This window comes from Bradyrhizobium sp. LTSPM299, assembly GCF_000938235.1.
Classification (GTDB): Bacteria; Pseudomonadota; Alphaproteobacteria; order Rhizobiales; family Xanthobacteraceae; genus Bradyrhizobium.
Map to the genome: position 1 here is coordinate 326,081 of NZ_JYMU01000013.1, position 24,991 is coordinate 351,071.

At 65.1% G+C, this 24,991-nt stretch carries 20 protein-coding genes and 1 other RNA gene; 18 read left to right on the forward strand and 3 right to left on the reverse strand.

The features are described from left to right. Positions 1-20: 20 nt before the first annotated feature. Both UP10_RS09575 and rnpB read right to left on the reverse strand, forming a co-directional pair. Positions 21-1,676, reverse strand: a complete 1,656-nt coding sequence (locus tag UP10_RS09575) for a tetratricopeptide repeat protein (RefSeq protein ID WP_044587067.1) — start codon at positions 1,674-1,676, stop codon at positions 21-23. A 153-nt stretch (positions 1,677-1,829) separates the two neighbouring features. Beyond that, an RNA gene (rnpB, locus tag UP10_RS42000) (RNase P RNA component class A) lies at positions 1,830-2,244 on the reverse strand. Between the two features lie 149 nt (positions 2,245-2,393). On the opposite strand from rnpB, the gene UP10_RS09580 reads away from it, so the two are divergent. Continuing rightward, a complete protein-coding gene (locus UP10_RS09580) occupies positions 2,394-2,744 on the forward strand; it encodes a YciI family protein (RefSeq protein ID WP_044587068.1) in 351 nt (116 codons plus the stop codon). A gap of 138 nt (positions 2,745-2,882) precedes the next feature. After that, positions 2,883-4,118, forward strand: coding sequence for an RNA polymerase sigma factor (locus UP10_RS09585; protein WP_044587069.1), 1,236 nt, complete (start codon positions 2,883-2,885; stop codon positions 4,116-4,118). Positions 4,119-4,272: 154 nt separating this feature from the next. Here the strand turns inward: UP10_RS09585 and UP10_RS09590 are convergent, their stop codons facing one another. Then, on the reverse strand, positions 4,273-5,130 hold the full coding sequence (locus UP10_RS09590) for an N-acetylmuramoyl-L-alanine amidase (RefSeq protein ID WP_082077033.1): 858 nt from the start codon (positions 5,128-5,130) through the stop codon (positions 4,273-4,275). A 485-nt stretch (positions 5,131-5,615) separates the two neighbouring features. Here UP10_RS09590 and rsmH point away from each other — a divergent pair, with 485 nt between their 5' ends. From rsmH to ftsA, 16 genes are all read left to right on the forward strand, one after another. Then, complete coding sequence (gene rsmH / locus UP10_RS09595; RefSeq protein ID WP_245321700.1) at positions 5,616-6,608, forward strand: 16S rRNA (cytosine(1402)-N(4))-methyltransferase RsmH; 993 nt, start codon at positions 5,616-5,618, stop codon at positions 6,606-6,608. A 1-nt stretch (position 6,609) separates the two neighbouring features. After that, positions 6,610-7,047 carry a cell division protein FtsL gene (gene ftsL / locus UP10_RS09600; RefSeq protein ID WP_044587072.1) on the forward strand — a complete coding sequence of 146 codons (438 nt, stop codon included), beginning with the start codon at positions 6,610-6,612 and terminating at the stop codon, positions 7,045-7,047. A gap of 11 nt (positions 7,048-7,058) precedes the next feature. Beyond that, entirely contained in the window at positions 7,059-8,816 is a 1,758-nt protein-coding gene (locus UP10_RS09605; protein ID WP_044587073.1) for a peptidoglycan D,D-transpeptidase FtsI family protein, read from the forward strand. Positions 8,817-8,892: 76 nt separating this feature from the next. After that, positions 8,893-10,353, forward strand: a complete 1,461-nt coding sequence (locus UP10_RS09610; protein WP_044587074.1) for a UDP-N-acetylmuramoyl-L-alanyl-D-glutamate--2,6-diaminopimelate ligase — start codon at positions 8,893-8,895, stop codon at positions 10,351-10,353. After that, on the forward strand, positions 10,350-11,783 hold the full coding sequence (locus tag UP10_RS09615) for a UDP-N-acetylmuramoylalanyl-D-glutamyl-2,6-diaminopimelate--D-alanyl-D-alanine ligase (RefSeq protein ID WP_044587075.1): 1,434 nt from the start codon (positions 10,350-10,352) through the stop codon (positions 11,781-11,783). The genes UP10_RS09610 and UP10_RS09615 overlap by 4 nt, the downstream gene beginning before the upstream one ends. A 10-nt stretch (positions 11,784-11,793) precedes the next feature. Further along, positions 11,794-12,900, forward strand: coding sequence for a phospho-N-acetylmuramoyl-pentapeptide-transferase (mraY, locus tag UP10_RS09620; protein ID WP_044536051.1), 1,107 nt, complete (start codon positions 11,794-11,796; stop codon positions 12,898-12,900). Between the two features lie 107 nt (positions 12,901-13,007). Beyond that, entirely contained in the window at positions 13,008-14,408 is a 1,401-nt protein-coding gene (gene murD, locus UP10_RS09625) for a UDP-N-acetylmuramoyl-L-alanine--D-glutamate ligase (RefSeq protein WP_044587076.1), read from the forward strand. Positions 14,409-14,773: 365 nt separating this feature from the next. Beyond that, positions 14,774-15,928, forward strand: coding sequence for a putative lipid II flippase FtsW (gene ftsW, locus UP10_RS09630; RefSeq protein WP_044536053.1), 1,155 nt, complete (start codon positions 14,774-14,776; stop codon positions 15,926-15,928). 147 nt (positions 15,929-16,075) lie between these two features. Continuing rightward, positions 16,076-17,176, forward strand: a complete 1,101-nt coding sequence (murG, locus tag UP10_RS09635; RefSeq protein WP_044587077.1) for an undecaprenyldiphospho-muramoylpentapeptide beta-N-acetylglucosaminyltransferase — start codon at positions 16,076-16,078, stop codon at positions 17,174-17,176. Positions 17,177-17,287: 111 nt separating this feature from the next. Beyond that, positions 17,288-17,836 (forward strand): hypothetical protein, encoded by a 549-nt coding sequence (locus UP10_RS45165; RefSeq protein ID WP_197086770.1) that lies wholly within the window; start codon positions 17,288-17,290, stop codon positions 17,834-17,836. Positions 17,837-17,962: 126 nt separating this feature from the next. Beyond that, positions 17,963-18,793: a class I SAM-dependent methyltransferase gene (locus tag UP10_RS09645; protein ID WP_044587237.1), complete on the forward strand. Its 831-nt coding sequence runs from the start codon at positions 17,963-17,965 to the stop codon at positions 18,791-18,793. 170 nt (positions 18,794-18,963) lie between these two features. Continuing rightward, positions 18,964-20,367: a UDP-N-acetylmuramate--L-alanine ligase gene (murC, locus tag UP10_RS09650; RefSeq protein ID WP_044587079.1), complete on the forward strand. Its 1,404-nt coding sequence runs from the start codon at positions 18,964-18,966 to the stop codon at positions 20,365-20,367. A gap of 2 nt (positions 20,368-20,369) precedes the next feature. Continuing rightward, positions 20,370-21,293: a UDP-N-acetylmuramate dehydrogenase gene (gene murB / locus UP10_RS09655; protein ID WP_044587238.1), complete on the forward strand. Its 924-nt coding sequence runs from the start codon at positions 20,370-20,372 to the stop codon at positions 21,291-21,293. Next, a complete protein-coding gene (locus UP10_RS09660) occupies positions 21,293-22,309 on the forward strand; it encodes a D-alanine--D-alanine ligase family protein (RefSeq protein WP_044587080.1) in 1,017 nt (338 codons plus the stop codon). Before murB ends, UP10_RS09660 begins: the two co-directional genes overlap by 1 nt. A gap of 293 nt (positions 22,310-22,602) precedes the next feature. Then, positions 22,603-23,604 (forward strand): cell division protein FtsQ/DivIB, encoded by a 1,002-nt coding sequence (locus tag UP10_RS09665; RefSeq protein ID WP_044587081.1) that lies wholly within the window; start codon positions 22,603-22,605, stop codon positions 23,602-23,604. Continuing rightward, entirely contained in the window at positions 23,601-24,917 is a 1,317-nt protein-coding gene (gene ftsA / locus UP10_RS09670) for a cell division protein FtsA (protein ID WP_044587082.1), read from the forward strand. Before UP10_RS09665 ends, ftsA begins: the two co-directional genes overlap by 4 nt. The last annotated feature ends 74 nt before the right edge of the window (positions 24,918-24,991 follow it).

The following is a 24,991-nucleotide window of genomic DNA, read 5'->3' on the forward strand; positions in this document are numbered from 1 at the left end:
TAACCTGAATTCATCATGGTCTACGCCGCCAACGCCGTCCGGCGGCAGAAGCAGGAGGCCTTGATCTGGATCTCCGCGCGCGCTTGCGCGAGATCGAGCCGCTGACTGATGAGAGCGCTCTCGACTTTTTCGCCGCGGCGAACCAGGCATTCATGCAGCCCGTGCAGCGACCACAGATTATCGGGATGCTGGCAGGCCCGGCTCAGCCTGCCATCAAGACCGAGATCGGAACGGTAGACCGCCTCGGCCTCCTCGAGGCGGCCCTGCTCGAGCAGCAACGCGCCGAGCGCATGGCGGGGCGGCTGCATCCATCCCCAGGGCTCGTCATAGGGCAAGGCGTCGCTGAGCTCCACTGACTTGCGCAGCTGCGCGAACGCAGCGTCATGGTCGCCCTTGCGGTAGTCCAGCTCCCCGTTCAGCATCGCCTCGGCGACGTTGAGCAGGTTCACAACCTTGTTGTTGTGGACGAGGCGGCTCTCGGGCACGCGGATCTTCGCCGCCGCGAACAGATCCTTCTCTGCCTCGGCCTCCGTGACATTGCCAAGCGCCGAATGCGCGACCGCCTTGGCGTAATGGATCATCGCGGTCACCGAGCAGTAGAGGTCGCGATCCCTAGGCAATTTTTGTTCGATGATCTCCCGCCATTTGCCGAAGCGCACCAGAACGTGCTGCTTCATCGTCAGATAGCCCTCGAGGAAATCAGCCATCGGCGGCGATGCGACGCGCAACACCGGCTCGGGGACTGTCGCGATCAGCTCCTCGGCTGCCGCGATCGCAGGCGTGTACTGGCCGAGGAACATCGCGCCGTAGATCGCGAAGTGGAAGTTGTGGATGACGTAGACCAGGTAGACGCCGGGATCACTGGAATAGGCAAGGAACCTGCGGTCGGTCTTTAGCGCCTTCTGATTGTAGAGCAGGACGTCGTTGTATTGCCCGCACAGCACATCGAGATGAGTCGGCATGTGGATCAGGTGACCGCAGTCGGGCGCGATCTCGCGTAGCCGGTCGCCGACCCGCAGTGCGCGCTGCGGGAACGGCGACATCTCCATCAGGTGGACATAGAGGTGCAGCAGCCCCGGGTGGTTCCATGCCGCCGGAATGCGTTCGAACGCCTGTTCAAGGACCGCCCTGCATTCCTCGGTGCCGGCTTCCGCGGCGGGCTTGCCGGAGGGCAGGTCCCACATCTGCCACGGGGTCTCGTTCATGATGGATTCGGCAAAGACCGCGCGGACCTCGAGATCGTCGGGAAAGGCTGCGAAGACTTTGCGCATTTCTTTCGTATAGGCCTTGTCCCACGGCGCCATGTCCTCGACCGCCTCGCGCTGCGGATAGCGCGCGGGCAGGGCCTTGATCAGCGCCTGTTCGACCGGACTTGCTTTCCCGGCATGCGCGAGCGCCTGCTGCATCGCGTCGTAAGATGCCGACAGCGCCATCTGCCGTCCCTGCGCGTCATAGCGAACCCAGGGCAAATTGTAGTTGGGTCCCGCGGCGTAGCTGATGCCCCAATGCGCCATCGCGCATTCGGCATCGTGCGCGAGCGCCTTCTGGAAGCACTTGATCGCCTCGGCATGGTTGAAGCCGAACACCCAGTTCAGTCCTCGGTCAAACCAAAGCTGCGCGTCAGGCGACGATGTGGTGACTTTGCGGCTGTACGGCCCGAGATCAAAATAGGTCATGCCTTTTGTCCTCCAAGCCTTTTATCCTCATGAGCAAACGCCGGTTCGGCAATCTACCAAAAAGGCCGGCTCCTTTACAGCGCGAGGATGCGACGCCGGCACCGCCATAAAGGCGAAGGGCCCGGCGTGGTGCGCCGAGCCCTTCATGGTAGAAGCATCAGCCGGCCTGTAAGCCGGGTTTTGTAGGGCACCATTCTTGCGAATGGTACGTGACGGCCATTCCTCTGGGACAAGGTTTGCACCTTGCCTCGAGCAACCTACCCGGACGGCGAGCCTGACATCGCCCTGCGGTGTTATCGCGCGTGCGCGAACTGACCGCGTTGCCGTCCCTATTCGGTTTTGCTCCCGGTGTGGTTTGCCATGCCGTCTCCGTTGCCGGACACGCGGTGCGCTCTTACCGCACCTTTTCACCCTTACTTCCTCCGAGGAGGGAGCGGTTCGTTCTCTGTGGCACTTTCCCTGGGGTCGCCCCCGCCGGACGTTATCCGGCACCGCATGTCGATGGAGCCCGGACTTTCCTCCCCCGCGGCCTTTCGACACTTGCGGGAGCGGCCGTCCGGCCGACTGACGCCCATGGCATGGGGGTTTCCGCGCGATCCGTCAAGCGGATAACGGACCGCAAAAGGGGACCAAAATAAACTATCCTGAAGATGTCGTTTTGCCGGTCGCCCGTTCGACTGGGTGTCGGCGATCCAGCCGATCACAAGGAGATGTCAGATGCAGTACCTGTTGTTGATCTATCGGAGCGACGCGGAATATGGCGGCATGACCGCTGAAGACCGCAAGCAAGTGACGGCCGAATACGGGGCCTACACCCAGTCCATCATCCAGAGCGGCCATTTCAAGGCCGGTGACGGGCTGCAGCCCGTGACGACCGCGACCACGGTGCGGGTCCGCGACGGCAAGACGCTGACGACGGATGGTCCGTTCGCGGAAACCCGCGAGCAGCTCGGCGGCTACTATCTGGTCGACGCCAAGGATCTCGACACCGCGCTCGGCCTCGCCGCGCGGATCCCCGGCGCCAAGACCGGCTCGATCGAGGTCCGGCCGGTGATGATCTACAATTGACGCGTCGTCGTTCCGGGGCGCGCGAAGCGTGAACTATGGTGCGCAATTGCGCACCTGAGAACCTCGAGATTCCCCGATGCGCAATTGCGCATCTGAGGTTCGTCCTTCGGACGCCCCGGAATGACAGTGTGGAAGCCCATGACCCCGAGCGACATCGAAAAAATATTCCGTGACGAGGCGGGGCGGGCGCTGGCCACGCTGATCCGCCTCGTCGGCGATTTCGATCTCGCCGAAGATTCCCTGCAGGATGCGGTCGCGGTGGCGCTGGAGCGCTGGCCGATCGGTGAACTGCCGTCCAATCCGCGCGCCTGGCTGGTCAATGTTGGCCGTAACAAGGCGATCGACCGTGTCAGGCGCGCGGTGACATTTCGCGGCAAGGAGCAGGAGCTGACGCATCAGTTGCTGCTCGATGCGGCACCGTCGGCCGAACCGTCCGATGCGACGCTTGACGACGACATGCTGCGGCTGATCTTCACCTGCTGCCATCCGTCGTTTGCCGTGGAGGTTCAGGTCGCGCTGACCTTGCGCACGGTCTGCGGCCTCACGACCGGGCAGGTCGCGCGCGCCTTCCTCGCCAGCGAAGACGCGATGGCGCAGCGGCTGTTGCGCGCCAAGCAGAAGATCAAGCTTGCCGGCATTCCCTACGAGGTGCCGGAGCGCGAGGCGCTGCAGCCGCGGCTCACCGGTGTGCTCGCGGTAATCTATCTCGTCTTCACCGAAGGCTACGCCGCGACGGCCGGCGCGGATCTGATGCGGCCGGATCTGGCGCGCGAAGCGATCCGGCTGGCGCGCCTGCTCGATGCGCTGGTCCCTGCACGTGGCGAGATCAAGGGCCTGCTGGCGCTGATGCTGCTGCATGATGCGCGCCGCGCCGGTCGACAGACCGAGGGCGGCGATATCGTGCTGCTCGAGGAGCAGGACCGCACGCTGTGGGATTTTCAGCAGATCGCCGAAGGTCTCAAGCTGGTCGAGCAAGCGCTGACTATGCCGGGCCGGCCGCAATCCTACGCGGTGCAGGCCGCAATCGCCGCGCTGCATGCGCGGGCGCCCAATTATAAAGATACCGACTGGCCGCAGATCGCCGGCCTCTACGAGGTGCTGCTGCGGATCAGCCCGTCGCCGGTGATCGAACTCAACCACGCCGCCGCGGTGTCGATGGTCGACGGCCCGGCGCGCGCCCTCGATCTGATCGATGCGCTGGCCGCGCGCGGCACCTTGAAGGGCTACGACCAGCTTCCCGCGGTGCGCGCCGACCTGCTGCGCCGGCTTGGCCGGAAGCCGGAGGCGCGGCAGGCGTATCTGGCGGCGAGCGCGGCGACGCAACTCGAGCCGCTGCGCCGGCTCTATGCCCGAAGGATCGCGGAGATGGAGTGAGCGAGACGTCTCCGCCGTCATTGCGAGGAGCGAAGGGACGAAGCAATCCATCTGTTCCCGAGGCGAGGCATGGATTGCTTCGCGGAGCATGTCATCGAGCGCGCGTTCGCGCGACCCGTTGGCTCGCAATGACGGTGGAGAGGCTGTCGCTTGCCTACTTCGTAGCCACCACCGGCATCACCGCATCTTCCGGCAGGCTCGCCAGCAGCGCGTGCAGCGTCGCCATGGTGGAGTAGTCGGCGGCGCCGTCGACGCGTTCGGGGCGGAAGTGGCGCTGGAAGGCGGTGATCACCTCCATCGTCGGACCGTCGAACTTGCCGTGGGTCGGGATGCCGTAGCCGTAGCGCGCGAACGCCGTCTGCATCTTGGCGACGTCGTCGCTGATCGCGCCCAACTTCAGCGCGTCGCCGCGCACGAGCGGCGCCGGCTGCACCCAGTGGCCGACGCCGGAATTGGCCAGCGAATGCCACGGGAATTTCTCGCCGGGATCCTTCTTGCGGCCAGGCGCCACGTCCGAATGGCCGAGCACGCGATGCGAGGGCACCTTGCGCCGCAGCATGATGCCGCGGCACAGCGCGATCACCGCTGCGATCTGGCGCAGCGGAAAATCTGGATAGCCCCAGTCGTGGCCGCGGTTGATGATCTCGACGCCGATCGAGCAGGAGTTGATGTCGTCTTCGCCGGCCCAATGCGATACGCCGGCATGCCAGGCGCGCTTGCTCTCGGGTACGCTCTGCACGATGCGGCCGTCCTCGAGCACGATGTAGTGCGCGGAGACTTCGGTGCCGGCGGTAACGAGCTGCGCGATCGCGCCCTCGACATCGGGCATCCCGGTGTAGTGCAGCACGATCATGTCGGGCTGCCGGCCGCCGGCGCGCTCGCCGAAATTCGTCGACGGAATCACGTCCGAGGCGATCGAGGAATCGGGCGTGAACGTCTTCATGTCGGCAACAGCCCTTGGAATGGGAAGGGCGCGTTGACGCTTCGAATCAGAGTCGGCACCAGATGCCATTGGATAACCTAAACCCGGCAAGAGAGCGGCAATATGAGCGGTAATACGATTGGTAAACGATATGCGTTTACTATTCCTTTACCCTGTGCCCCGCGCAATCGTCCGCCGGTTCCATCAGGCGCATTTTTTGCCGGGGTGTGTGCCGAGCGCATCACCCAGGGAACGGCTAACAGGGAATGGCTAAAAGGCACCGGATTCCGCTAACGGATCATCAACGTTTTCTTAACGCTAAGTGCCGTTACTGAGGGGTGAAGAGCCGAACCGGTTTGGGGACGGCGAGGTCCGCTTTTGCGCGAAATTCCATGGAAGCCCAGCAAATTCCGGTCGGACATCAGGGTTTGCCGCCGACGATGGGAACCAGCGCACGCATCTCGCAGCGGCTTTCTGACCGGAACAGCCTGGCAAGGCGCGAGGATTCGAGGCGCAATGAGCCTGCGCGCGTCCATTTTCGATCTGATCCGCGCAGTCCCGGTCGGGGGCGGCGCATGAGCGCGCATGCCCGTCATGTTCCCGTACTTGGCCGCGAGGCGGTGGATTTTCTCGCGCCGCGCATCGGCGGTATTTATGTCGATGCCACCTTCGGCGCCGGCGGCTACAGCCGCGCGATCCTCGATATTGCCGGTACACGCGTGATCGGCATCGACCGCGACCGCACCGCGATCCTTGATGGATTCGATCTGGTCGATGGTTCCGACGGCCGCCTGACGCTGGTCGAGGACCGCTTCTCCAATCTCGCCGATGTCTGCGCCACGCAGGGGTTGGAGGCGGTCGACGGCGTCGTGATGGACGTCGGCGTCTCCTCGATGCAGATCGACCAGGCGGCGCGCGGCTTTTCGTTTCGGCTCGCCGGCCCGCTCGACATGCGGATGGCGCAGAGCGGACCGACCGTCGCCGACGTGGTCGCAAAGGCCTCCGAGAGCGATCTCGCCAACATCATCTACATCTTCGGCGAGGAGCGCCATTCGCGCGGCGTCGCGCGCGCCATCGTGGCTGCGCGGAAAGAGGCGCCGATCACGACGACCGAAGCGCTCGCCGGCATCGTCGCCAAGGTGGTGCGCGCCAAGCCGAACGAGATCCATCCGGCGACGCGGACCTTCCAGGCGCTGCGCATCTTCGTCAATGAAGAGCTCGACGAGCTGCATCTGGCGCTGTCGGCCGCAGAACGCGTGCTGAAGCCGGGCGGCCGGCTTGTCGTAGTGTCGTTCCATTCGCTGGAAGACCGCATCGTCAAGAATTTCTTCATCGCGCGCGGCAAGGCAAGTACCGGATCGCGGCATCGGCCCGAGGTCGCGCAATCAGCGCCGAGCTTCCAGATCCTGACCAAGCGCCCGGTCACAGCAGATGATGCCGAGGTCGCAGCCAATCCGCGGTCGCGGTCGGCAAAGCTGCGCGCCGCCGAACGGACCGACGCGCCGGTGCACGAGGCGAACACCTTGCCGTCATGGCCGCGTCTCGCCGATGTGATGCGGGGAGGCTGACATGCGCATCCTCCATATCCTCGTTATCGGCATGCTGATCTTCGCGGCGTCCTACGTCTATCGCATCAAGATGGAATCGACGGCGCGCGTCGAGCGCGTGCTGCGGCTGAATGCGGAGATTCGCGAGCAGCGCGACGCGATCGCGACGCTGCGCGCGCAATGGGCCAAGCTCGACGCGCCGTTACGGCTGCAGGGCCTTGCCGAGCGGCATCTGCCGCTCAAGCCGGTCAATGCCAACCAGTACGACAGCCTGAAGAACCTGCCCGAGCGGCCGCCGAACTTCACCCGGCCCGGCGCACGCGATCCGATCGGCGCGATGCTCGACACCATCGAGGCCGCCGCCGAGCCGGACAGCGCGACCGGCTCGATTGCCGCGCCCGCGACGCAGCAGCCGGCACAAGCGGCAGAGCCCGAGCAGGACCCGGGAGACCAGCAATGACCGGATCAGCAATGACCGATCCGGCAACCGCCAAAAAGCCCGCCGGGAAGCCCACTGAGCCCTGGCGCCAGCGGCTGATCCGCACCTTGCTGTACGGGCGCAATGTCGACCGTGCCGCGAAGGCGCGCGCGCGCGTCGGCTTCGCGATCCTGGCCTTTGCCGCCATCTATGCCGTGCTTGCCGGACGCCTCGTGCTGTTCGCGGTCGGCGCCGACAGCCACGGCGCGCGCCGCGCCGCCTCTCAGGACGCGATCGCGACCGCGCGGCCCGATATCATCGACCGCAACGGCGCGGTCCTCGCCACCGACGTCAAGGCGCCGAGCCTGTTCGCCGAACCGCGCCGCATCATCGACAAGGACGAGGCGATCGAGCTTCTCACCGCGACCTTGCCCGATCTCGACACCGGCGAGGTCCGCGACCGCGTGGCGTCGCGCAAGGGCTTCGTCTGGCTGAAGCGCGAGATCACGCCGAAGCAGCAGCTCGACATCCATCGCCTCGGCATTCCCGGCATCGGCTTCGTGCGCGAGAACAAGCGCGTCTATCCGACCGGCTCGGAAGTCGCCCATCTGATCGGCCTGGTCAATATCGACAACCAGGGCATCGCCGGCATGGAGAAGTGGCTGGACAATAACGGTCTGGCCGATCTGCATCGCGCGGGCTTCGCCACCGACCGGCTGCAAAAGCCGATCGAGCTGTCGGTCGACCTGCGTGTCGAGCACGCGCTGCGCGACGAACTGCTCAAGGCCAAGGAAAAATTCCACACCAAGGCGGCCTCAGGCCTGGTCTCCAATGTCAGGACCGGCGAAATCGTTGCGATGGTGTCGCTGCCCGACTTCGACCCAAACGATCCGAAAGAAGCGCACGACCCCGATCGCATCAATCGCTTGACCACCGGCGTCTACGAGATGGGTTCGACCTTCAAGGCGTTCACGCTGGCGATGGCGCTGGATTCCGGCAAATCCGATCTCAACTCGCTGTGGGACGCGCGCGGGCCGCTGCACTACGGCAAGTTCACGATCCATGACGACGAGCCGAAGGGCCGCTTCATCAGCATGAAGGAGGTCTTCACGTTTTCGTCCAACGTCGGCGCGGCGCGCATCGCGCTGTCGCAGGGCGTCGAGGCGCATAAGGCATTTCTGCGCAAGATGGGCCAACTCGATCGGCTGCGCACCGAGCTGCCAGAGAGCGCTTCGCCGATCCTGCCGAAACGCTGGAGCGAACTGAACACGGTGACGATCGCGTTCGGCCATGGTGTCGCGGTGGCCCCGCTGCAGGCGGTGATGGGCATCGATGCGCTGGTCAATGGCGGCTATCTGATTCCGCCGACCTTCATGAAGCGCACCGAGCAGGAAGCGATGGCGATCGCCAAGCGGGTCATCAAGCCTGAAACCAGCGAGAAGATGCGGTTCCTGATGCGGCTGAATGCCGAGGTCGGCACCGCGCGGAAGGCCGATGTGAAAGGCTATTATATCGGCGGCAAGACCGGCACGGCCGAAAAGGTCATCAACGGCCGCTACGCCAAGAAGAAGGTGCTCACGGCCTTCACCGCGATCCTGCCGGCTGACAATCCGAAATACCAGCTTCTGATCATGCTGGACGAACCGCAGTCGCTGAAGGAGACCTACGGCTTCATCACCTCGGGCTGGAACGCGGTGCCGACCGGGGGCAAGGTGATCGCCAGAATTGCGCCGCTTTTGGGCATCGAACCGCGATTCGACCTGCCGCCGTCCGACCGCCTTATTCTTGCGGCATCCAGGACAACCCAGTAAGGCGTACCCCGGAGCATGATCCGGAAACGTTCATGCTCGAACCACGGCGTCAGCAGCGCCAGCCAACTGGAAGATCATGAGACTTCGCGACCTCTTCAGCGATGACGCCACGATCGATCCGAGTGCCGATATTGTTGTCGTCGGCGGACTTGCGGTCGACAGCCGCGCGGTGAAGCCGGGCGATCTGTTCTTTGCGCTGACCGGCAGCAGGACCGACGGCGCGCGCTTCATCGATGCTGCGATCAAGGCCGGCGCGGTCGCCGTCGCCAGCGACCATCTGCCGCAAGGCGAGGCCCGCGTGCCCTTCGTCATTACGACGAATGCGCGCCGCGCACTGGCGCTGGCGGCGGCAAAATTCTATCCGCGGCAGCCGCAGACGATCGCGGCGGTGACCGGCACCAGCGGCAAGACCTCGGTCGCGGCCTTCACGCGCCAGATATGGCAGCGGCTCGGCCTCACGTCCGCGAGCATCGGCACCATCGGCCTGGTGTCGGACAAGCGCACCGTCTACGGCTCGCTGACCACGCCCGATCCAATCGCGCTGCATCGCCAGCTCGACGAGATCGCGGCCGACGGCGTCACCCATCTGGCGTTCGAGGCCTCCTCGCATGGCCTCGACCAGTACCGTCTCGACGGCGTGCGCATCGCCGCCGGCGGCTTCACCAATCTGTCGCGCGACCACATGGATTATCATCCTGACGTCGCGCATTACCTCAATGCAAAGCTGCGGCTGTTCCGCGACCTCGTCGACGACGGCGGCGCCGCCGTCATCTCGGCCGATCATGATTGCTCGCAGGCCGTAGTCGATACAGCGCGTGCGCGAAAACTCCGGATCATCGCGGTCGGTCGCAACGCGGACGGTGCCGGTGATGGCATTCGGCTGGTCGACGCCACGATCAAGGGCTTTGCGCAGACGCTCGTGATCGAACATCGCGGCCGCACGCACACGATCCGGCTGCCGCTGGTCGGCGAATTCCAGATCGAGAACGCGCTGGTCGCAGCCGGCCTTGCGATCGGCACCGGCAGCGTCGCGGACGACGTCATTGGCAGCCTCGAACATCTCGAAGGCGCCAAGGGCCGGCTGGAACACGTCGGCGAACGCAATGGCGCGCCGATCTTCGTCGATTACGCGCACAAGCCCGATGCGCTCGCCAAGGCGCTACAGGCGCTGCGGCCCTATGCAAAACGCAAGCTTGTCGTGATCTTCGGCGCCGGCGGCGACCGCGATGCCGGCAAGCGCCCGATCATGGGCGCAATCGCGGCCGAGAACGCCGATACCGTCATCGTCACCGACGACAATCCGCGCAGCGAGAAACCGGAAGCGATCCGCGCCGCCATCCTTGCGACTGCGAAGGGCGCGCGGGAGATCGGCGATCGCGCCGAGGCGATCCGCGCCGGCATCGCGCAGCTTGAGCCCGGCGATGCGCTGCTGGTCGCCGGCAAGGGCCACGAGATCGGGCAGATCATTGGCGACACGACGTTGCCGTTCAGCGATCACGATGCGGTGGCTGCCGCACTCGCAGCGAGGGGCGCATGAGCAAACTATTGTGGACGTCGGATGCGATGGCGCAGGCGATACGCGCCGCCACCCAAGGCGCGCTGCCGGAGGGCGTCACTGGTCTCTCGATCGACAGCCGCACCATCGGGCGCGGCGAGGCCTATTTCGCGATCAAGGGCGACGTCCATGACGGCCACAATTTTGTCGAGGCCGCGCTGAAGGCCGGCGCCGGGCTCGCGGTTGTCGAGGCCGCGCAACGCACCAAATTTCCCGCCGATGCGCCGCTGCTCGTTGTCGATGACGTGCTCGCCGCGCTGGTCGAGCTGGCGCATGCCTCGCGCGCGCGGCTCGGCGCGCAGATCATCGCGGTGACCGGCTCGGTCGGCAAGACCTCGACCAAGGAGGCGCTGCGCTGCGTGCTTTCGGCGCAGGGCGAAACGCATGTCTCCGCTGCCTCGTTCAACAACCATTGGGGCGTGCCGCTGTCGCTGGCGCGCTGCCCGGCGGACGTACGCTTTGCGGTGTTCGAGATCGGCATGAACCATGCTGGCGAGATCACGCCGCTGGTCAAGATGGTGCGGCCGCATGTCGCCATCGTCACCACGGTCGAGCCGGTGCATCTGGAATTCTTCGCCGGCATCGAGGCGATCGCGGATGCCAAGGCGGAGATTTTTACAGGCGTCGAGCCCGGCGGCGCGGTCGTGCTCAACCGCGACAATGCGCAGTTCGCGCGGCTGCAGCGGCGCGCCAAAAAGGCCGGCATCTCCCGTATCGTCACGTTCGGGACCCACAAGAAATCCGAGGCGCGGCTGATCGACGTCTCGCTGCATGCGACCTGCTCGGCGGTGCATGCCGACATTCTTGACCACGACATTACCTACAAGCTCGGCATGCCCGGCCGCCACATGGCGATGAATTCGCTGGCCGTGCTGGCGGGCGCCTCGCTGCTCGGCGCCGACATCGCGCGCGCGGCGCTGTCGCTGTCGCAACTCGAGGCGCCGTCGGGACGCGGCGTCCGCCGCGCGCTCGAGGTCGGCCAGGGCGAGGCGACGCTGATCGACGAAAGCTACAACGCCAATCCGGCTTCGATGGCGGCTGCGCTCAACGTACTTGGCCAGGCCCGGATCGGCCCGCACGGCCGCCGCATCGCCGTTCTCGGCGATATGCTCGAACTCGGGCCGACCGGTCCCGCGCTGCACCACGGCGTGCTCGAGGCCATCACCGCCAACCGTGTCGATCTCGTATATTGTTGTGGTCCGCTGATGCGGAATCTGTGGGATGCCCTTTCCAGCGGCAAGCGGGGAGGCTATGCCGAGAGTTCGGCGGCGCTTGAGGCGCAGGCGGTCGCCGCGGTCCGCGCCGGTGACGCGATCATGGTCAAGGGATCGCTGGGTTCGAAGATGAAAATCATCGTCAGCGCGCTGGAAAAGCGTTTCCCCGGCAAAGCCGCGCACGAAGAAGCGGTATAGGGCTTTTTGAATGTTTTACTGGCTGATTGATCTCTCCAATACCGTTCCAGGTTTCGGGGCATTCCGCAGCGGTTTGAATGTGTTCCGCTACATCACGTTCCGCACCGGCGGGGCGATGGTGACGGGCGCGCTGTTCGTGTTCCTGTTCGGGCCCTGGATCATCGATCATCTGCGGCTGCGGCAGGGCAAGGGCCAGCCGATCCGCACCGACGGCCCGCAGTCGCATCTGATCTCCAAGAAGGGCACGCCGACCATGGGCGGCCTGATGATCCTGTCGGGTCTGGTGGTGTCGACGCTGCTCTGGGCCAATCCGCTCAACCCCTATGTCTGGATCGTGCTGGCGGTGACGCTCGGCTTCGGCTTTGTCGGCTTCTATGACGACTATTTGAAGGTCACAAAGCAGTCACACAACGGCTTCGCCGGCAAGCTGCGGCTGCTGATCGAGGCGGTGATCGCGCTCGCCGCCTGCTATGCGCTGGTCCGGCTCGGGCGCGACGTGTCCTCGACCTCGCTTGCGATCCCGTTCTTCAAGGATACCGTGATCAATTTCGGCTGGTTCTTCGTGATCTTCGGCGCCTTCGTGATGGTCGGCGCCGGCAATGCGGTGAACCTGACCGACGGCCTCGATGGCCTTGCCATCGTGCCGGTCATGATCGCGGCGGCGAGCTTCGGCATGATCTCGTATCTGACCGGCAACGTGGTATTCTCGGACTATCTGCAGATCAACTATGTCGCCGGCACCGGCGAACTCGCGGTGCTCTGCGGCGCGGTGCTCGGCGCAGGCCTCGGCTTCCTCTGGTTCAACGCGCCGCCGGCCTCGATCTTCATGGGCGATACCGGATCGCTCGCGCTCGGCGGCATGCTGGGTGCCATCGCGGTCGCGGTGAAGCACGAGATTGTGCTCGCGGTGATCGGCGGCCTGTTCGTGCTGGAGGCGGTCTCGGTCATCGTGCAGGTCGCGTCGTTCAAGCTGACGGGCAAGCGCGTGTTCCGAATGGCGCCGCTGCACCATCATTTCGAGCAGAAGGGCTGGACCGAGCCGCAGATCGTGATCCGGTTCTGGATCATCGCGGTGATGCTGGCGCTGGCCGGCCTCTCCACGCTGAAGCTGCGCTGATGATGCGACCTCCCACCATTTGTCGTTCCGGGGCGTGCGAAGCACGAACCCGGAACCTCGAGATTCCGGGTTCTCGCTGCGCGAGCCCCGGAATGACGAGGTAAACCATGATCCCCGTCACCTCCTTCGCGGGCAAGACGGTCGCAGTGTTCGGCCTCGGCGGCTCCGGCCTTGCGAGCTGCCATGCGCTGAAGGCCGGCGGTGCCGAACTGATCGCTGCCGACGACAATGCCGACAATGTCGCCAAGGCAGCCGAGGCCGGCTTCATCATCGCCGACCTGCGCACGGTGTCGTGGACGGATTTCGCCGCGCTGATCCTGACTCCCGGCGCGCCGCTGACCCATCCGGCGCCGCACTGGAGTGTGCTGCTGGCGCGCCAGGCCGGCGTCGAGGTGATCGGCGACATCGAATTGTTTTGTCGTGAGCGGCGGCGTCACGCGCCGAATGCGCCGTTTGTCGCCATCACCGGCACCAACGGCAAGTCGACCACCACGGCGCTGATCGCGCATTTGATGAAGGTCGCCGGCTACGACACCCAGATGGGCGGCAATATCGGCACCGCGATCCTGTCGCTGGAGCCGCCACGGATAGGACGGGTGCATGTGGTCGAGATGTCGTCCTACCAGATCGATCTCGCGCCCTCGCTCGATCCGTCGGTCGGCATCCTGCTCAATGTCAGCGAAGACCATATCGATCGCCACGGCACGCTGGAGCATTACGCCGCAGTGAAGGAGCGGCTGGTCGGCGGCGTGCAGGCGGATGGCACGTCCATTGTCGGCGTCGACGACGGCTGGTGCCGCGACATCGCCGACCGGCTCGATCGCAATGGCAAGCGCGTGGTCCGCATTTCCGTGAAGAACCCGCTGCCCGACGGCCTCTATGTCGAGCACGAGACCATCGTGCGCGCATCGGGCGCGGCGCGCAGCGAGGTGGCGCGGCTCGGCGGCATCGGTTCGCTGCGTGGCCTGCACAACGCGCAGAACGCGGCGTGTGCGTCGGCCTGCGCGCTCGCGATGGGAATCTCCACCGAGGTGCTGCAGAAGGGCTTGCGCAGCTTTCCCGGCCTCGCCCATCGCATGGAGCAGGTCGGCCGCCGCGGCAATGTGCTGTTCGTCAACGACTCCAAAGGCACCAATGCCGATGCGACCGCGCATGCGCTGTCGTCGTTCAACGACATCTTCTGGATCGCCGGCGGCAAGCCGAAGGCTGGGGGCATCACGGGCCTGTCAGGCTACTTCCCGCGCATCCGCAAGGCATATCTGATTGGCGAGGCCGCGCCGGAATTCGCCGGCACGCTCGGTGACCGCGTGCCGCACGAGATGTCAGTTACGCTCGACGTCGCAATCGCCAGCGCCGCGCGCGACGCCGAAGCCTCGGGGCTCCGTGAGGCCGTCGTGCTGCTGTCACCGGCCTGCGCCTCGTTCGACCAGTACCGCAATTTCGAAATCCGCGGCGCCGCGTTTCGCGATCTCGTCAGCGCGCTGCCGGGCGTCAAGCCGGTGGTGTGACGCAACGTAGGGCGGATCAGCATTAGCGTAATCCGCCGCCGGGCTCGCGTTGGTGCAACTGTCGGCGGATGACGCCTTCGCCGCGAGAACGCGGCTGTATGACTGGCCGTGCAGCATATTCGGCGTCGTCCCAGCGAAGGCCGGGACCCATACGCCGCGGCCAGTGGAAAGGGCACAAGCAGTCGGTTTCTCTTACAACTCGATTCGGTGGTTATGGGTCACCGGCCTTCGCCGGGACGACAGTTGTGCGTGGGGCGCCATCCGTTCTCGTAAACCACCTCCCTCAAAAGTTATCCATCCCGTTAACTCCTTGGAAACCAACCTGCGCCACGAATGGACCCCACCTCTGCCATCTGGGGACGCCCATGCTCGCCCGTGACCAACGCACCCCGTTCTCGGACTGGTGGTGGACCGTCGACAAGCTGTTGCTTGCGGCGATCGCCGCGTTGATGCTGGCCGGGGTGATCCTGTCGCTGGCGGCTAGCCCGCCGGTCGCAACCCGCATCGGGCTCGATCCCTTCCATTTCTTCAACCGGCACGTCATGTTCCTGGTGCCGTCGCTGATCGTGCTGATCGGGGTGTCGTTCATGACGCCGCGGCAGATCCGGCGCACCGCGGTGATCGTATTCGCGGTCTCGATCGCACTGATCGTGGCGACGCTGCTGATCGGGCCCGAGGTCAAGGGCTCGCGGCGCTGGATCACGCTGATCGGGGTCAACATCCAGGCTTCCGAATCCGCCAAGCCGGCCTTCGTGATCCTCGCGGCGTGGCTGTTTGCGGAATCGACGAAGCGGCCGGAGATGCCGGCGACCTCGATGGCGCTGGTGCTGCTGATGACGCTGGTCTCGCTCTTGGTGATGGAGCCTGACTTCGGCCAGACCATGCTGATCTCGATGGTGTGGGGCACGCTGTTCTTCATCGCGGGCATGCGCATGATCTGGGTGCTTGGGCTTGCCGGTGCGGCCAGCGCGGGGCTGTTCACCGCCTATCTGCTGGTGCCGCATGTCGCAGGCCGCATCAAACGCTTCATGAACCCGGCCTCCGGCGACACCTTCCAGGTCGACACCGCGATGGAGGCGTTCTGGAACGGCGGCTGGTTCGGTCTCGGGCCGGGCGAGGGCATTGCCAAACGCAGCCTGCCGGACAGCCACACCGACTTCGTGTTCGCGGTCGCCGCGGAGGAATTCGGCATCATCCTCTGCCTGATGCTGGTGGCGCTGTTCGCCTTCGTCGTGATCCGCACGCTGACGCGGGCCTATTCCACCGACGATATGTTCGCGCGCTTTGCCGCGTCGGGCCTGGCGATCCTGTTTGGCGTGCAGGCCGGCATCAACATGGCGGTCAATCTGCAGCTGATCCCGGCCAAGGGCATGACGCTGCCATTCATCTCCTATGGCGGCTCCTCGTTCGTGTCGCTGGCCTATGGCGTCGGCATGATGCTGGCGCTGACGCGGCAGCGTCCGCGTACCGAAATCGAATCGGCGGAAGGCGCCAGCAGCGCCTTGCGCGCCTACGCGTAATGGTTCTCGTCGTCATTGCGAGGAGCCAACGGGTCGCGCGAAATGCGCGCCCGATGACAGGCTCCGCGACGAAGCAATCCATCTATCCGTTGTGCGGCGCTATGGATTGCTTCGCTACGCTCGCAATGACGATGTAAGAAGACGGTCATGGACAACGCGCCCCTGATTCTGCTGGCGGCCGGCGGCACCGGTGGCCATCTGTTCCCGGCCGAAGCGCTCGGCGTGGAATTGATCCGGCGCGGCTTGCGCGTGCGACTTGCGACCGACGGCCGCGCGCTGCGCTACAGCGGGCTGTTCCTCAAGGACAGTATCGACGTGGTACCGAGCGCAACGGTGCGCGGCCGCAATCCGGTCTCGCTGGCGCGCACCGTGCTGATGCTCGGTTACGGCACCATGGTTGCCGCCAATGTGGTGCGGCGGCTGAAGCCATCAGCCGTCGTCGGCTTCGGCGGTTACCCGACCTTGCCGCCGCTGATCGCGGCACGCCTGCTTGGCGTCCCCGGTATCATCCACGACGCCAATGCGGTGCTCGGGCGCGCCAACCGCTTCCTCTCCAGCCGTGTCGACGCGATCGCGACGTCGTTGCCCGGCGTGCTCGATCGCGATCCCGCGCTCGCGAGCAAGGCGACCACCGTCGGCACGCCGATGCGCCCGGCGATCCTGGCCGCCGCGGCGGTGAAATATGGGTCGCCCGAAATGGGCGGCTCGCTGCGCCTGCTCGTGGTCGGCGGCAGCCAGGGTGCGCGGGTGATGAGCGACATCGTGCCGCCCGCGATCGAGAAGCTTGATCCTGCGCTGTGGGGCCGCCTGATCGTCACCCAGCAGGTGCGCGAAGAGGACATGGCGCGGGTGCGCGCCGTCTATGACCGGCTCAAGATCAATGCCGAGCTGGCACCCTTCTTCCCTGACTTGCCGGCACGACTGGCCTCGAGCCAATTGGTGATCTCGCGCGCCGGCGCCGGCACCGTCGCCGAGCTCGGCGCGATCGGCCGGCCCTCGATCCTGGTGCCGCTGCCAGGGGCGATCGACCAGGACCAGTTCGCCAATGCCGGCGTGCTGTCGCAGGCCGGCGGCGCAATCCGGATCGCGCAGGGCGACTTCACGCCTGATCGGCTGGCGGCCGAGATCTCGGGCTTCGCCGCCGACCCTGCGAAGCTGATCGCGATGGCGCAAGCCGCGCGCGGCGTCGGCCGGCTCGATGCCGCCGAGCGGCTGGCGGATTTGGTGATGCAGGTGGCGGAAATCTGATGGTCAGCTTCCGCGCAACCGCCAGTAGCGATCCGATCTCGCGGCGTGCTAGAAGAAACGGACATTCGTGTCGTCGGTTCGCTTCACCGTCCCCGGTTCATGACGCAATTATTGCTCTTCCCATTGATCGTTTACGCCACCTGCGGCCTCGCGCTCAGCCTCGTGGCGCATATTCTGTCGATGTTCGGAGTCGAGTTGGGCATGCCGGTGTTTGTCGCACTGCATGTCGGCATTTTTCCGCTTTGGATTCCGGTCGTGCTCCTGTCGATGAGAATGACGGGAGGCGGCACGAACCGCAAAGATTTCTGGAAGGTGGCGCTTTCCGGTTGTCCTGCGTGGATGAAGTATATGACCTACGGATTCTTCATCTACGCCGCCGTGAATTTCGCGATCTTCTTTGTTCTCGTGTCGCTGCATCCGCCGCCCAAGCAGGTCGGCGGAGCGCCTCCGTCGGTCGTACTGCACGGCTTCTCCGGTCATTGGATGGCGTTCTATTCAGCGGGGCTCGCGATCCTGGTGACGGCCTATCGACGTGGGCTTTCGAATCTGCAGCGCCGCTGTCCGTTCGGCCACAATGTCGGCTGGAGCGACCGGTTTTGCCCGGCATGCGGATCCTCGCTACCAGCGCTGCCGGATTCGCCGCGGAGCCTGCGAAGCTGACCGCGATGGCGCAAGCCGCGCGCGGCGTCGGCCGGCTCAATGCCGCCGAGCGGCTCGCCGATCTGGTGGCGAAGGTGGCGGGGATTTAATGCGCAAGGCAGGTCGAACGCCGGAGGAGGTTTGACGATGACGGGCCTGCTGATTCACTCCGTCTCGGAATTTTCGGATCTGATCCTTGAGGCACTTCGCCTGGCGGATGCGCGAAGCATCGTCGAAATCGGTGCGGAATATGGCGGCATGTCGACGCTGCTTGTCGAGCACTGCCGGGCCCGCGATGGGCAGTTCACCACCATCGATCCCGCACCGAAACGCGAATTCCAGGATTGGCTGGCAACCAATCCGGACATCCGGCATCTGGCCAAGACCAGTCTCGACGCGTTCGGCGAACTCGATGCGGCCGATGCCTGGGTCGTCGACGGCGACCATAATTGGTACACCGTCTATCATGAGCTCCGGCAGATCGAGGCAATCAACCGTCGCGCCGCAAAACCAGTCCTGGTCTTCCTTCACGATGTCGGCTGGCCGTGCGGGCGACGTGACATGTACTACGCCCCCGAACAGATCCCCGCAGAGCACCGGCATCCGCATCGCTATGACGCTGGAGCCACTCTGGATCATTCGAGCCTGGTCGAAGGCCGTGGATTTCGCGGCATGGGCCAATTCGCATTTGCAGCCGTCGCCGGGGGCGCGCGCAACGGCGTGATGACTGCGATCGATGATTTCCTGGCGGGGTCGCTCCGGGAGGGCAGGGAATATGGCTTCGCCGAGATCCCAGCGGTCTTTGGCCTCGGCGTGCTGTTCGATATGGACGCTGCCTGGAGCCAATCGCTCGCCGAGCTCCTGGTGCCGTATCACCAGAACAAGCTGCTGCGTGCGCTGGAAACCAACCGACTGCGCAACTACCTTCGCGTCATCGAGATTCAGGATGAAGCTGCGGGACGTGACGACCACGGATAGGCCGATGATACGGACATTTCCGCGACCAAAGGCATCGAAAAAGCCCTTGTCATGTCCCGCAAAAGCGGGGCATCCAGTATCCCGTGCCGCTGATTTGAATGTCGAGCGTCGCACAAACTGGATCATCCGCCCCAGCGAGCGAGGCGGACGATGACGTCAGGAACCGGACCATGAGACTGCCGCGCGAGATCGGACCCATTCATTTCGTCGGGATCGGCGGCATCGGCATGAGCGGCATCGCCGAGGTGCTGGTCAATCTCGGCTATACCGTGCAGGGCTCGGACGCTTCTGACAATTATAACGTCGAACGGCTGCGCCAGAAGGGCGCGAAGGTGTCGGTCGGCCACAAGGCCGAGAATGTCGACGGCGCCGACGTCGTCGTCGTCTCGACCGCGATCAAGCGCGACAATCCGGAGCTGATGGCGGCACGCGCGCAGCGCATTCCGGTGGTGCGGCGCGCCGAGATGCTGGCGGAATTGATGCGGCTGAAGAGCTGCGTCGCGATCGCCGGCACCCATGGCAAGACCACGACGACCACGATGGTGGCGACACTGCTCGATGGCGGCGGGCTCGATCCGACCGTGATCAATGGCGGCATCATCAATGCCTATGGCTCCAATGCGCGTCTCGGTGGCGGCGACTGGATGGTGGTCGAGGCTGACGAGAGCGACGGCACCTTCCTGAAGCTGCCCTCCGACGTCGTCATCGTCACCAATGTCGATCCCGAGCATCTCGATCACTTCAAGACCTTCGAGGCGATCCAGGACGCGTTCCGCGATTTCGTCGAGAACGTGCCGTTCTACGGCTTTGCCGTGATGTGCACCGATCACCCCGTGGTGGAAACCCTCGTCGGCAAGATCGAGGATCGCCGCATCATCACCTATGGCCAGAACCCAGAGGCCGATGCGCGGCTGATGGATCTGACGCCAATGGGCGGCGGCTCGAAATTCAAGGTCGCGATCCGCAACCGCGCGACCGGCGCCATCCACGAGATTGCTGATATCACGCTGCCGATGCCGGGCCGCCATAACGCATCGAACGCGACGGCGGCGATCGTGGTCGCGCATGAACTCGGCGTTTCCGATGACGTCATCCGCAACGCGATGGCCAGCTTCGGCGGCGTCAAGCGGCGCTTCACCAAGACCGGCGAGTGGAACGGCGTCGCCGTGATTGACGATTACGGCCATCACCCGGTCGAGATCGCGGCGGTGCTGAAGGCGGCGCGGGAATCCACCAACGGCAAGATCATCGCGGTGGTGCAGCCGCATCGCTTCACCCGCCTGCAATCGCTGTTCGAGGAGTTCTGCACCTGCTTCAGCGACGCCGATGCGGTTGTGGTCGCGGAGGTCTATGCCGCCGGCGAGGCGCCGATCCCGGGCATCGACCGCGATCATTTCGTCATCGGCTTGCGCGCCCATGGCCATCGCAACGCGATCCCGCTGCCGAACGCCGGCGAGCTCGCGAAGATTGTTCACGGTCTTGCAAAGTCCGGCGACCTCGTCGTCTGCCTCGGCGCCGGCAACATCACGCAATGGGCCTACGCACTGCCCGACGAATTGAAGGCGCTGGGGTGACCGTGACGTTTCCCGATATCACGCCCGATCTGAAAGCCGCGATGCCGGAGTTGCGTGGGCGGTTGCTTGCCAATCAGTCGCTGGCTGAGCTGACCTGGTTTCGTGTCGGCGGTCCAGCGCAGGTGCTATTCACGCCGGCGGATGAGAATGATCTCGCCTACTTCCTGACAAACCTTCCGAGCGAGCTGCCGGTCTATGTCGTCGGCGTCGGCTCCAATTTGATCGTCCGCGACGGCGGCATGTCGGGCGTCGTGATCCGTCTCGCGCCGCGCGCCTTCGGTGAGACGAGTGCGGCCGGCGATATCGTCACCGCAGGGGCCGCTGCGCTCGACAAGCGGGTGGCGGAGACCGCGGCGAACGCCAATATCGGCGGCATGGAATTCTTCTTCGGCATTCCCGGCACCGTCGGCGGTGCGCTGCGCATGAACGCCGGCGCCAATGGCGGCGAGACCAAGGATGTGCTTGTGGAGGCCACCGGCATCGGCCGCGACGGTGCCAAGCATACGTTTGGCAATGCCGACATGAAGTTCGTCTATCGCAACAGCGGCGTCGATCCGTCGGTGATCTTCACCTCAGCGCGCTTTCGCGGGACGATCACGGATGCCTATGCGATCCGCGCCCGCATGACCGAGGTACAGACCCATCGCGAGACCGCGCAGCCGATCCGCGAAAAGACCGGCGGCTCGACCTTCAAGAATCCGCCTGATAACAGCGCCTGGAAGCTGATCGATGCCGCCGGCTGCCGCGGCCTCAAGATCGGCGGCGCGCAGGTCTCGGAGATGCACTGCAACTTCCTGATCAACACCGGCAACGCCACCGGGCACGACATCGAAACCCTGGGCGAGACGGTGCGTGAACGGGTGAAGCAAAATTCCGGGGTTGAGCTACACTGGGAAATCAAGCGGATCGGAATGGAGCAGACCTGATGCGGGTGACCATTCTCTTCGGCGGTACCAACAAGGAGCGGCTGGTCTCGGTGGCGAGTGCGCAGGCGCTGCACCGCGCGCTGCCGGATGCGGATTTGTGGTTCTGGGACGTCGACGACACCGTGCATGCGGTGACGTCGGAAAAGTTGCTCAATCACGCGCGTCCGTTCGAGGTCGACTTCAAGCCCGACGATCGCGGCATCGGTCTCGCGGCGGCGCTTGACGACGCGAAGATCGAGGAGCGCGAGCTGGTGCTCGGCCTGCATGGCGGCCGCGCCGAGAATGGCGAGTTGCAGGCGATGTGCGAGATGCGCGGCATCGCCTTTACCGGCTCCGGTTCGGCCTCGTCGAATCTTGCGTTCGATAAGGTCGCGGCCAAGCGGTTTGCTGCGATCGCAGGGCTGAATGCGCCGCAGGGCGTGGCGCTCGAACAGATCGATCAGGCCTTCGCGGCGCACGGCAGGCTGATTGCGAAACCGGCGAAGGATGGATCGAGCTACGGGCTGATCTTCGTCAACGCGAAGCAGGACCTTGTCGCTGTCCGCAATGCTGCGAAAGCCGAGGAGTATCTGATCGAGCCGTTTATATCGGGCGTGGAAGCGACTTGTGGCGTGCTTGAGCAGTCTGACGGCACGATGTTCGCGCTGCCGCCGATCGAGATCGTGCCGGCCGAGGGAGCCTTCGACTACACAGCCAAATATCTCCTGAAGTCGACGCAGGAGATCTGCCCGGGCCGCTTCGCGCCTGATGTCAGCGCCGCGATCATGGACCACGCATTGCGGGCGCATCGTGCGCTGTCCTGCTCCGGCTACTCGCGCAGCGACTTCATCGTGTCGCCGACAGGGCCGGTCTATCTCGAGACCAACACGCTGCCCGGGCTCACCGCGGCGTCGCTTTATCCGAAGGCGCTGAAGGCGCAGGGCATCGCGTTTGCCGATTTCCTGCACGACCAGATCGAATTCGCCCGGCGCCGCACGCAGGGCTGGGGAGGGAGCCCGGGAGCCGCGGTGCCCTGAGGGAACCCGCACTGTTGCTAAAATGCAAACGAGTTCGCGGCAAAGTACTCTCAACGTTGATCAAAACACGCCATGGGCGGGCCCCGTTTACCGTTTGTTTACCAGCAGGCCCGAAGGTTAACGCTGGCGGCGCATGTAGCGCTTGGCTGCCGGGGCGTGAGCGTTGCGGAATACCGCTTCGAGGAACGCAACCAGGGAACAGGGGGTCACTCTATCCCACCGGTATCGTCGAGACGTCACCTGCGCCGGGACCCGCGATGTGCTGCGGGCACAACGTATGACGAGCTCGTGCAATGGATGGAGCAGGACGCCTCACTCGATCGCTGCGATCGCAGGGGCCTCAAGCTGACCTGAAAGCAGCCGCTATTGGAGCGGCGGTGCTGCTGCGCGAGTATATCGGCGTGCATCTCGCCCGCCGTCGGCGTCCTGCCTGGCAGAACGTCATCGATCGCGAGCCGCCCAACCGTTTCATCCAGCTGGTCGAGCGCTATCTGCCGCGCCGCGTCGGCCTCGCCGCGACGCTTGCGATCCTGTTCGGCAGTGCAGGCTTCGGTATCGTCAAAGGTGGCCATGTCGACGAGTTCGTCGCAACACTGAGCGATACCCGCAATGCACTGGCCAACACCGCCGGCTTCCGTATCACCACCGTCGGCATTAACGGCCGCAAGCAGCTGAGCCAGGACGAGGTCCTCGCGATCGGCGGCGTCAACGGCCGCTCCTCGCTGTTGTTCCTCGACGCCGAGACCGTGCGCGACCGGCTGAAGGCCAATCCCTGGATCGCCGATGCGACGATCCTGAAGCTCTATCCGGGCCGGCTGCAGATCGACATCGTCGAGCGCACCGCGTTCGCCTTGTGGCAACAGGACGGCCGGCTCTCGGTCATCGCCGCCGACGGCGCCGTGCTCGAGCCATACGTGTCGCGACGATTCCTCAATTTGCCGCTGGTGGTGGGCAAGGGCGCCGACAGCCGGGCAAAGGATTTCCTGGCCCTGCTCGACCGCTATCCGCAGGTCCGCTCGGTGACCAAGGTTGCGATCTTCGTCGGCGAGCGGCGCTGGAACCTGCGCCTGAAGGACGGCCTCGACATCCGCCTGCCGGAGAACGACGTAGGCAACGCACTCGCCGCGCTCTCCAAGCTCGACAAGGACGACAGGCTGTTCTCGCGCGACATCGTCGCCGTCGATATGCGCCTGCCCGACCGTCTGATCGTGCAATTGTCCGAGGACGCCGGCAAGGCGCGCGACGAGCTGTTCAAGGACAAGAAGCCCAAGAAGAAGCCGGGTGACTCCGCATGACCGGCCTCGACCGCAATCTGACCCCGAAGACGCGCCCGATGCAGAAGCGCACCGCGCTGGTGGCCTCGCTCGACGTCGGCTCCAGCAAGATCGCCTGCATGATCGCGCGGCTGAGGCCCTCGCCGCCGAACGAGGCGCTGCGCGGCCGCAGCCATGCGGTCGAGCTGATCGGCTACAGCCAGATCCAGTCGCGCGGCGTCAAGGCCGGCGCCGTCGTCGATTTGGCCGAATGCGAAAAGGCGGTGCGCCATGCCGTGGCGCTGGCCGAGCGCATGGCCAAGGTCCGCGTCGAGTCCGTGCTGCTGTCGGTGTCCGGCGGCCGGCTGCACGGCCAACTGGTTGAAGCCGCTGCCGATATCCGCGGCGGTTCGGTGACCTCGGATGATATCAGCCGCGTCACGTCGGCCGGCATGCGCCATGCCACTGGCGAGGGCCGCACCGTGCTGCACGCGCTGCCGGTCGGGTACGCGCTCGACGGCGTCAAGGGCATCCGCGACCCCAGAGGCATGGTGGCGCGGCAGTTCGGCGTCGACATGAACGTGGTCACATCGGATGCGACGGTGGCCAAGAACCTGATGCTGGTGGTCGAGCGCTGCCATCTCAACGTCGAAGCCATGGCGGCGGGCCCCTACGTCGCCGGTCTGTCGATCCTGACCGATGACGAGGCCGACCTCGGTGCCGCCGTGGTCGAGATGGGCGCAGGCACGACCACGATCGCGACCTATTCTGGCGGCCGCTTCGTGCATGCATCCGGATTTGCGCTCGGCGGGCAACACATCACGATGGATCTTGCACGCGGCATCGGGGCGTGCATTGCGGATGCCGAGCGAATCAAGACTTTATACGGCACGGTGCTGACCGGCGGCTCGGACTCACGCGAGCTGATGTCCGTTCCGACCGCAGGCGATGATCGGGAGACTCCGCAGATCGTGTCCCGCGCCACGATCGCGAATATCGTCCGGCATCGCGCCGAGGAGATTTTTGAAATGGTCCGGGACCGGCTCGCGGATTCCCCCTTTGCGGCTGAGCCGAGGGCGCGAGTGGTGTTGAGCGGCGGCGCCTCGCAGCTCGCCGGCACCGTCGAGCTCGCCACCCGGATCCTGAACCGCCCGGTCCGCATCGGCCGTCCGCTCGGCTTCGGCCGGCTCCCCAACGAGGCGAAGGGCGCCTCGTTCGCGGTGCCCGCGGGCCTGCTGGTCTATCCGCAATACGCTCATCTTGAACATGTCGAACCGCGGCGTACGCGGCAGCTCAGGACAGGGACTGACGGTTACTTCGGAAAGGTCGGACGATGGCTTCGCGAGGGCTTCTGATGACCGCATCCCGGCTCACACGATTTTCACCAACTCCCGCGGCCGCCGGCCGGGGCGAACCAACGCGCGCGTAA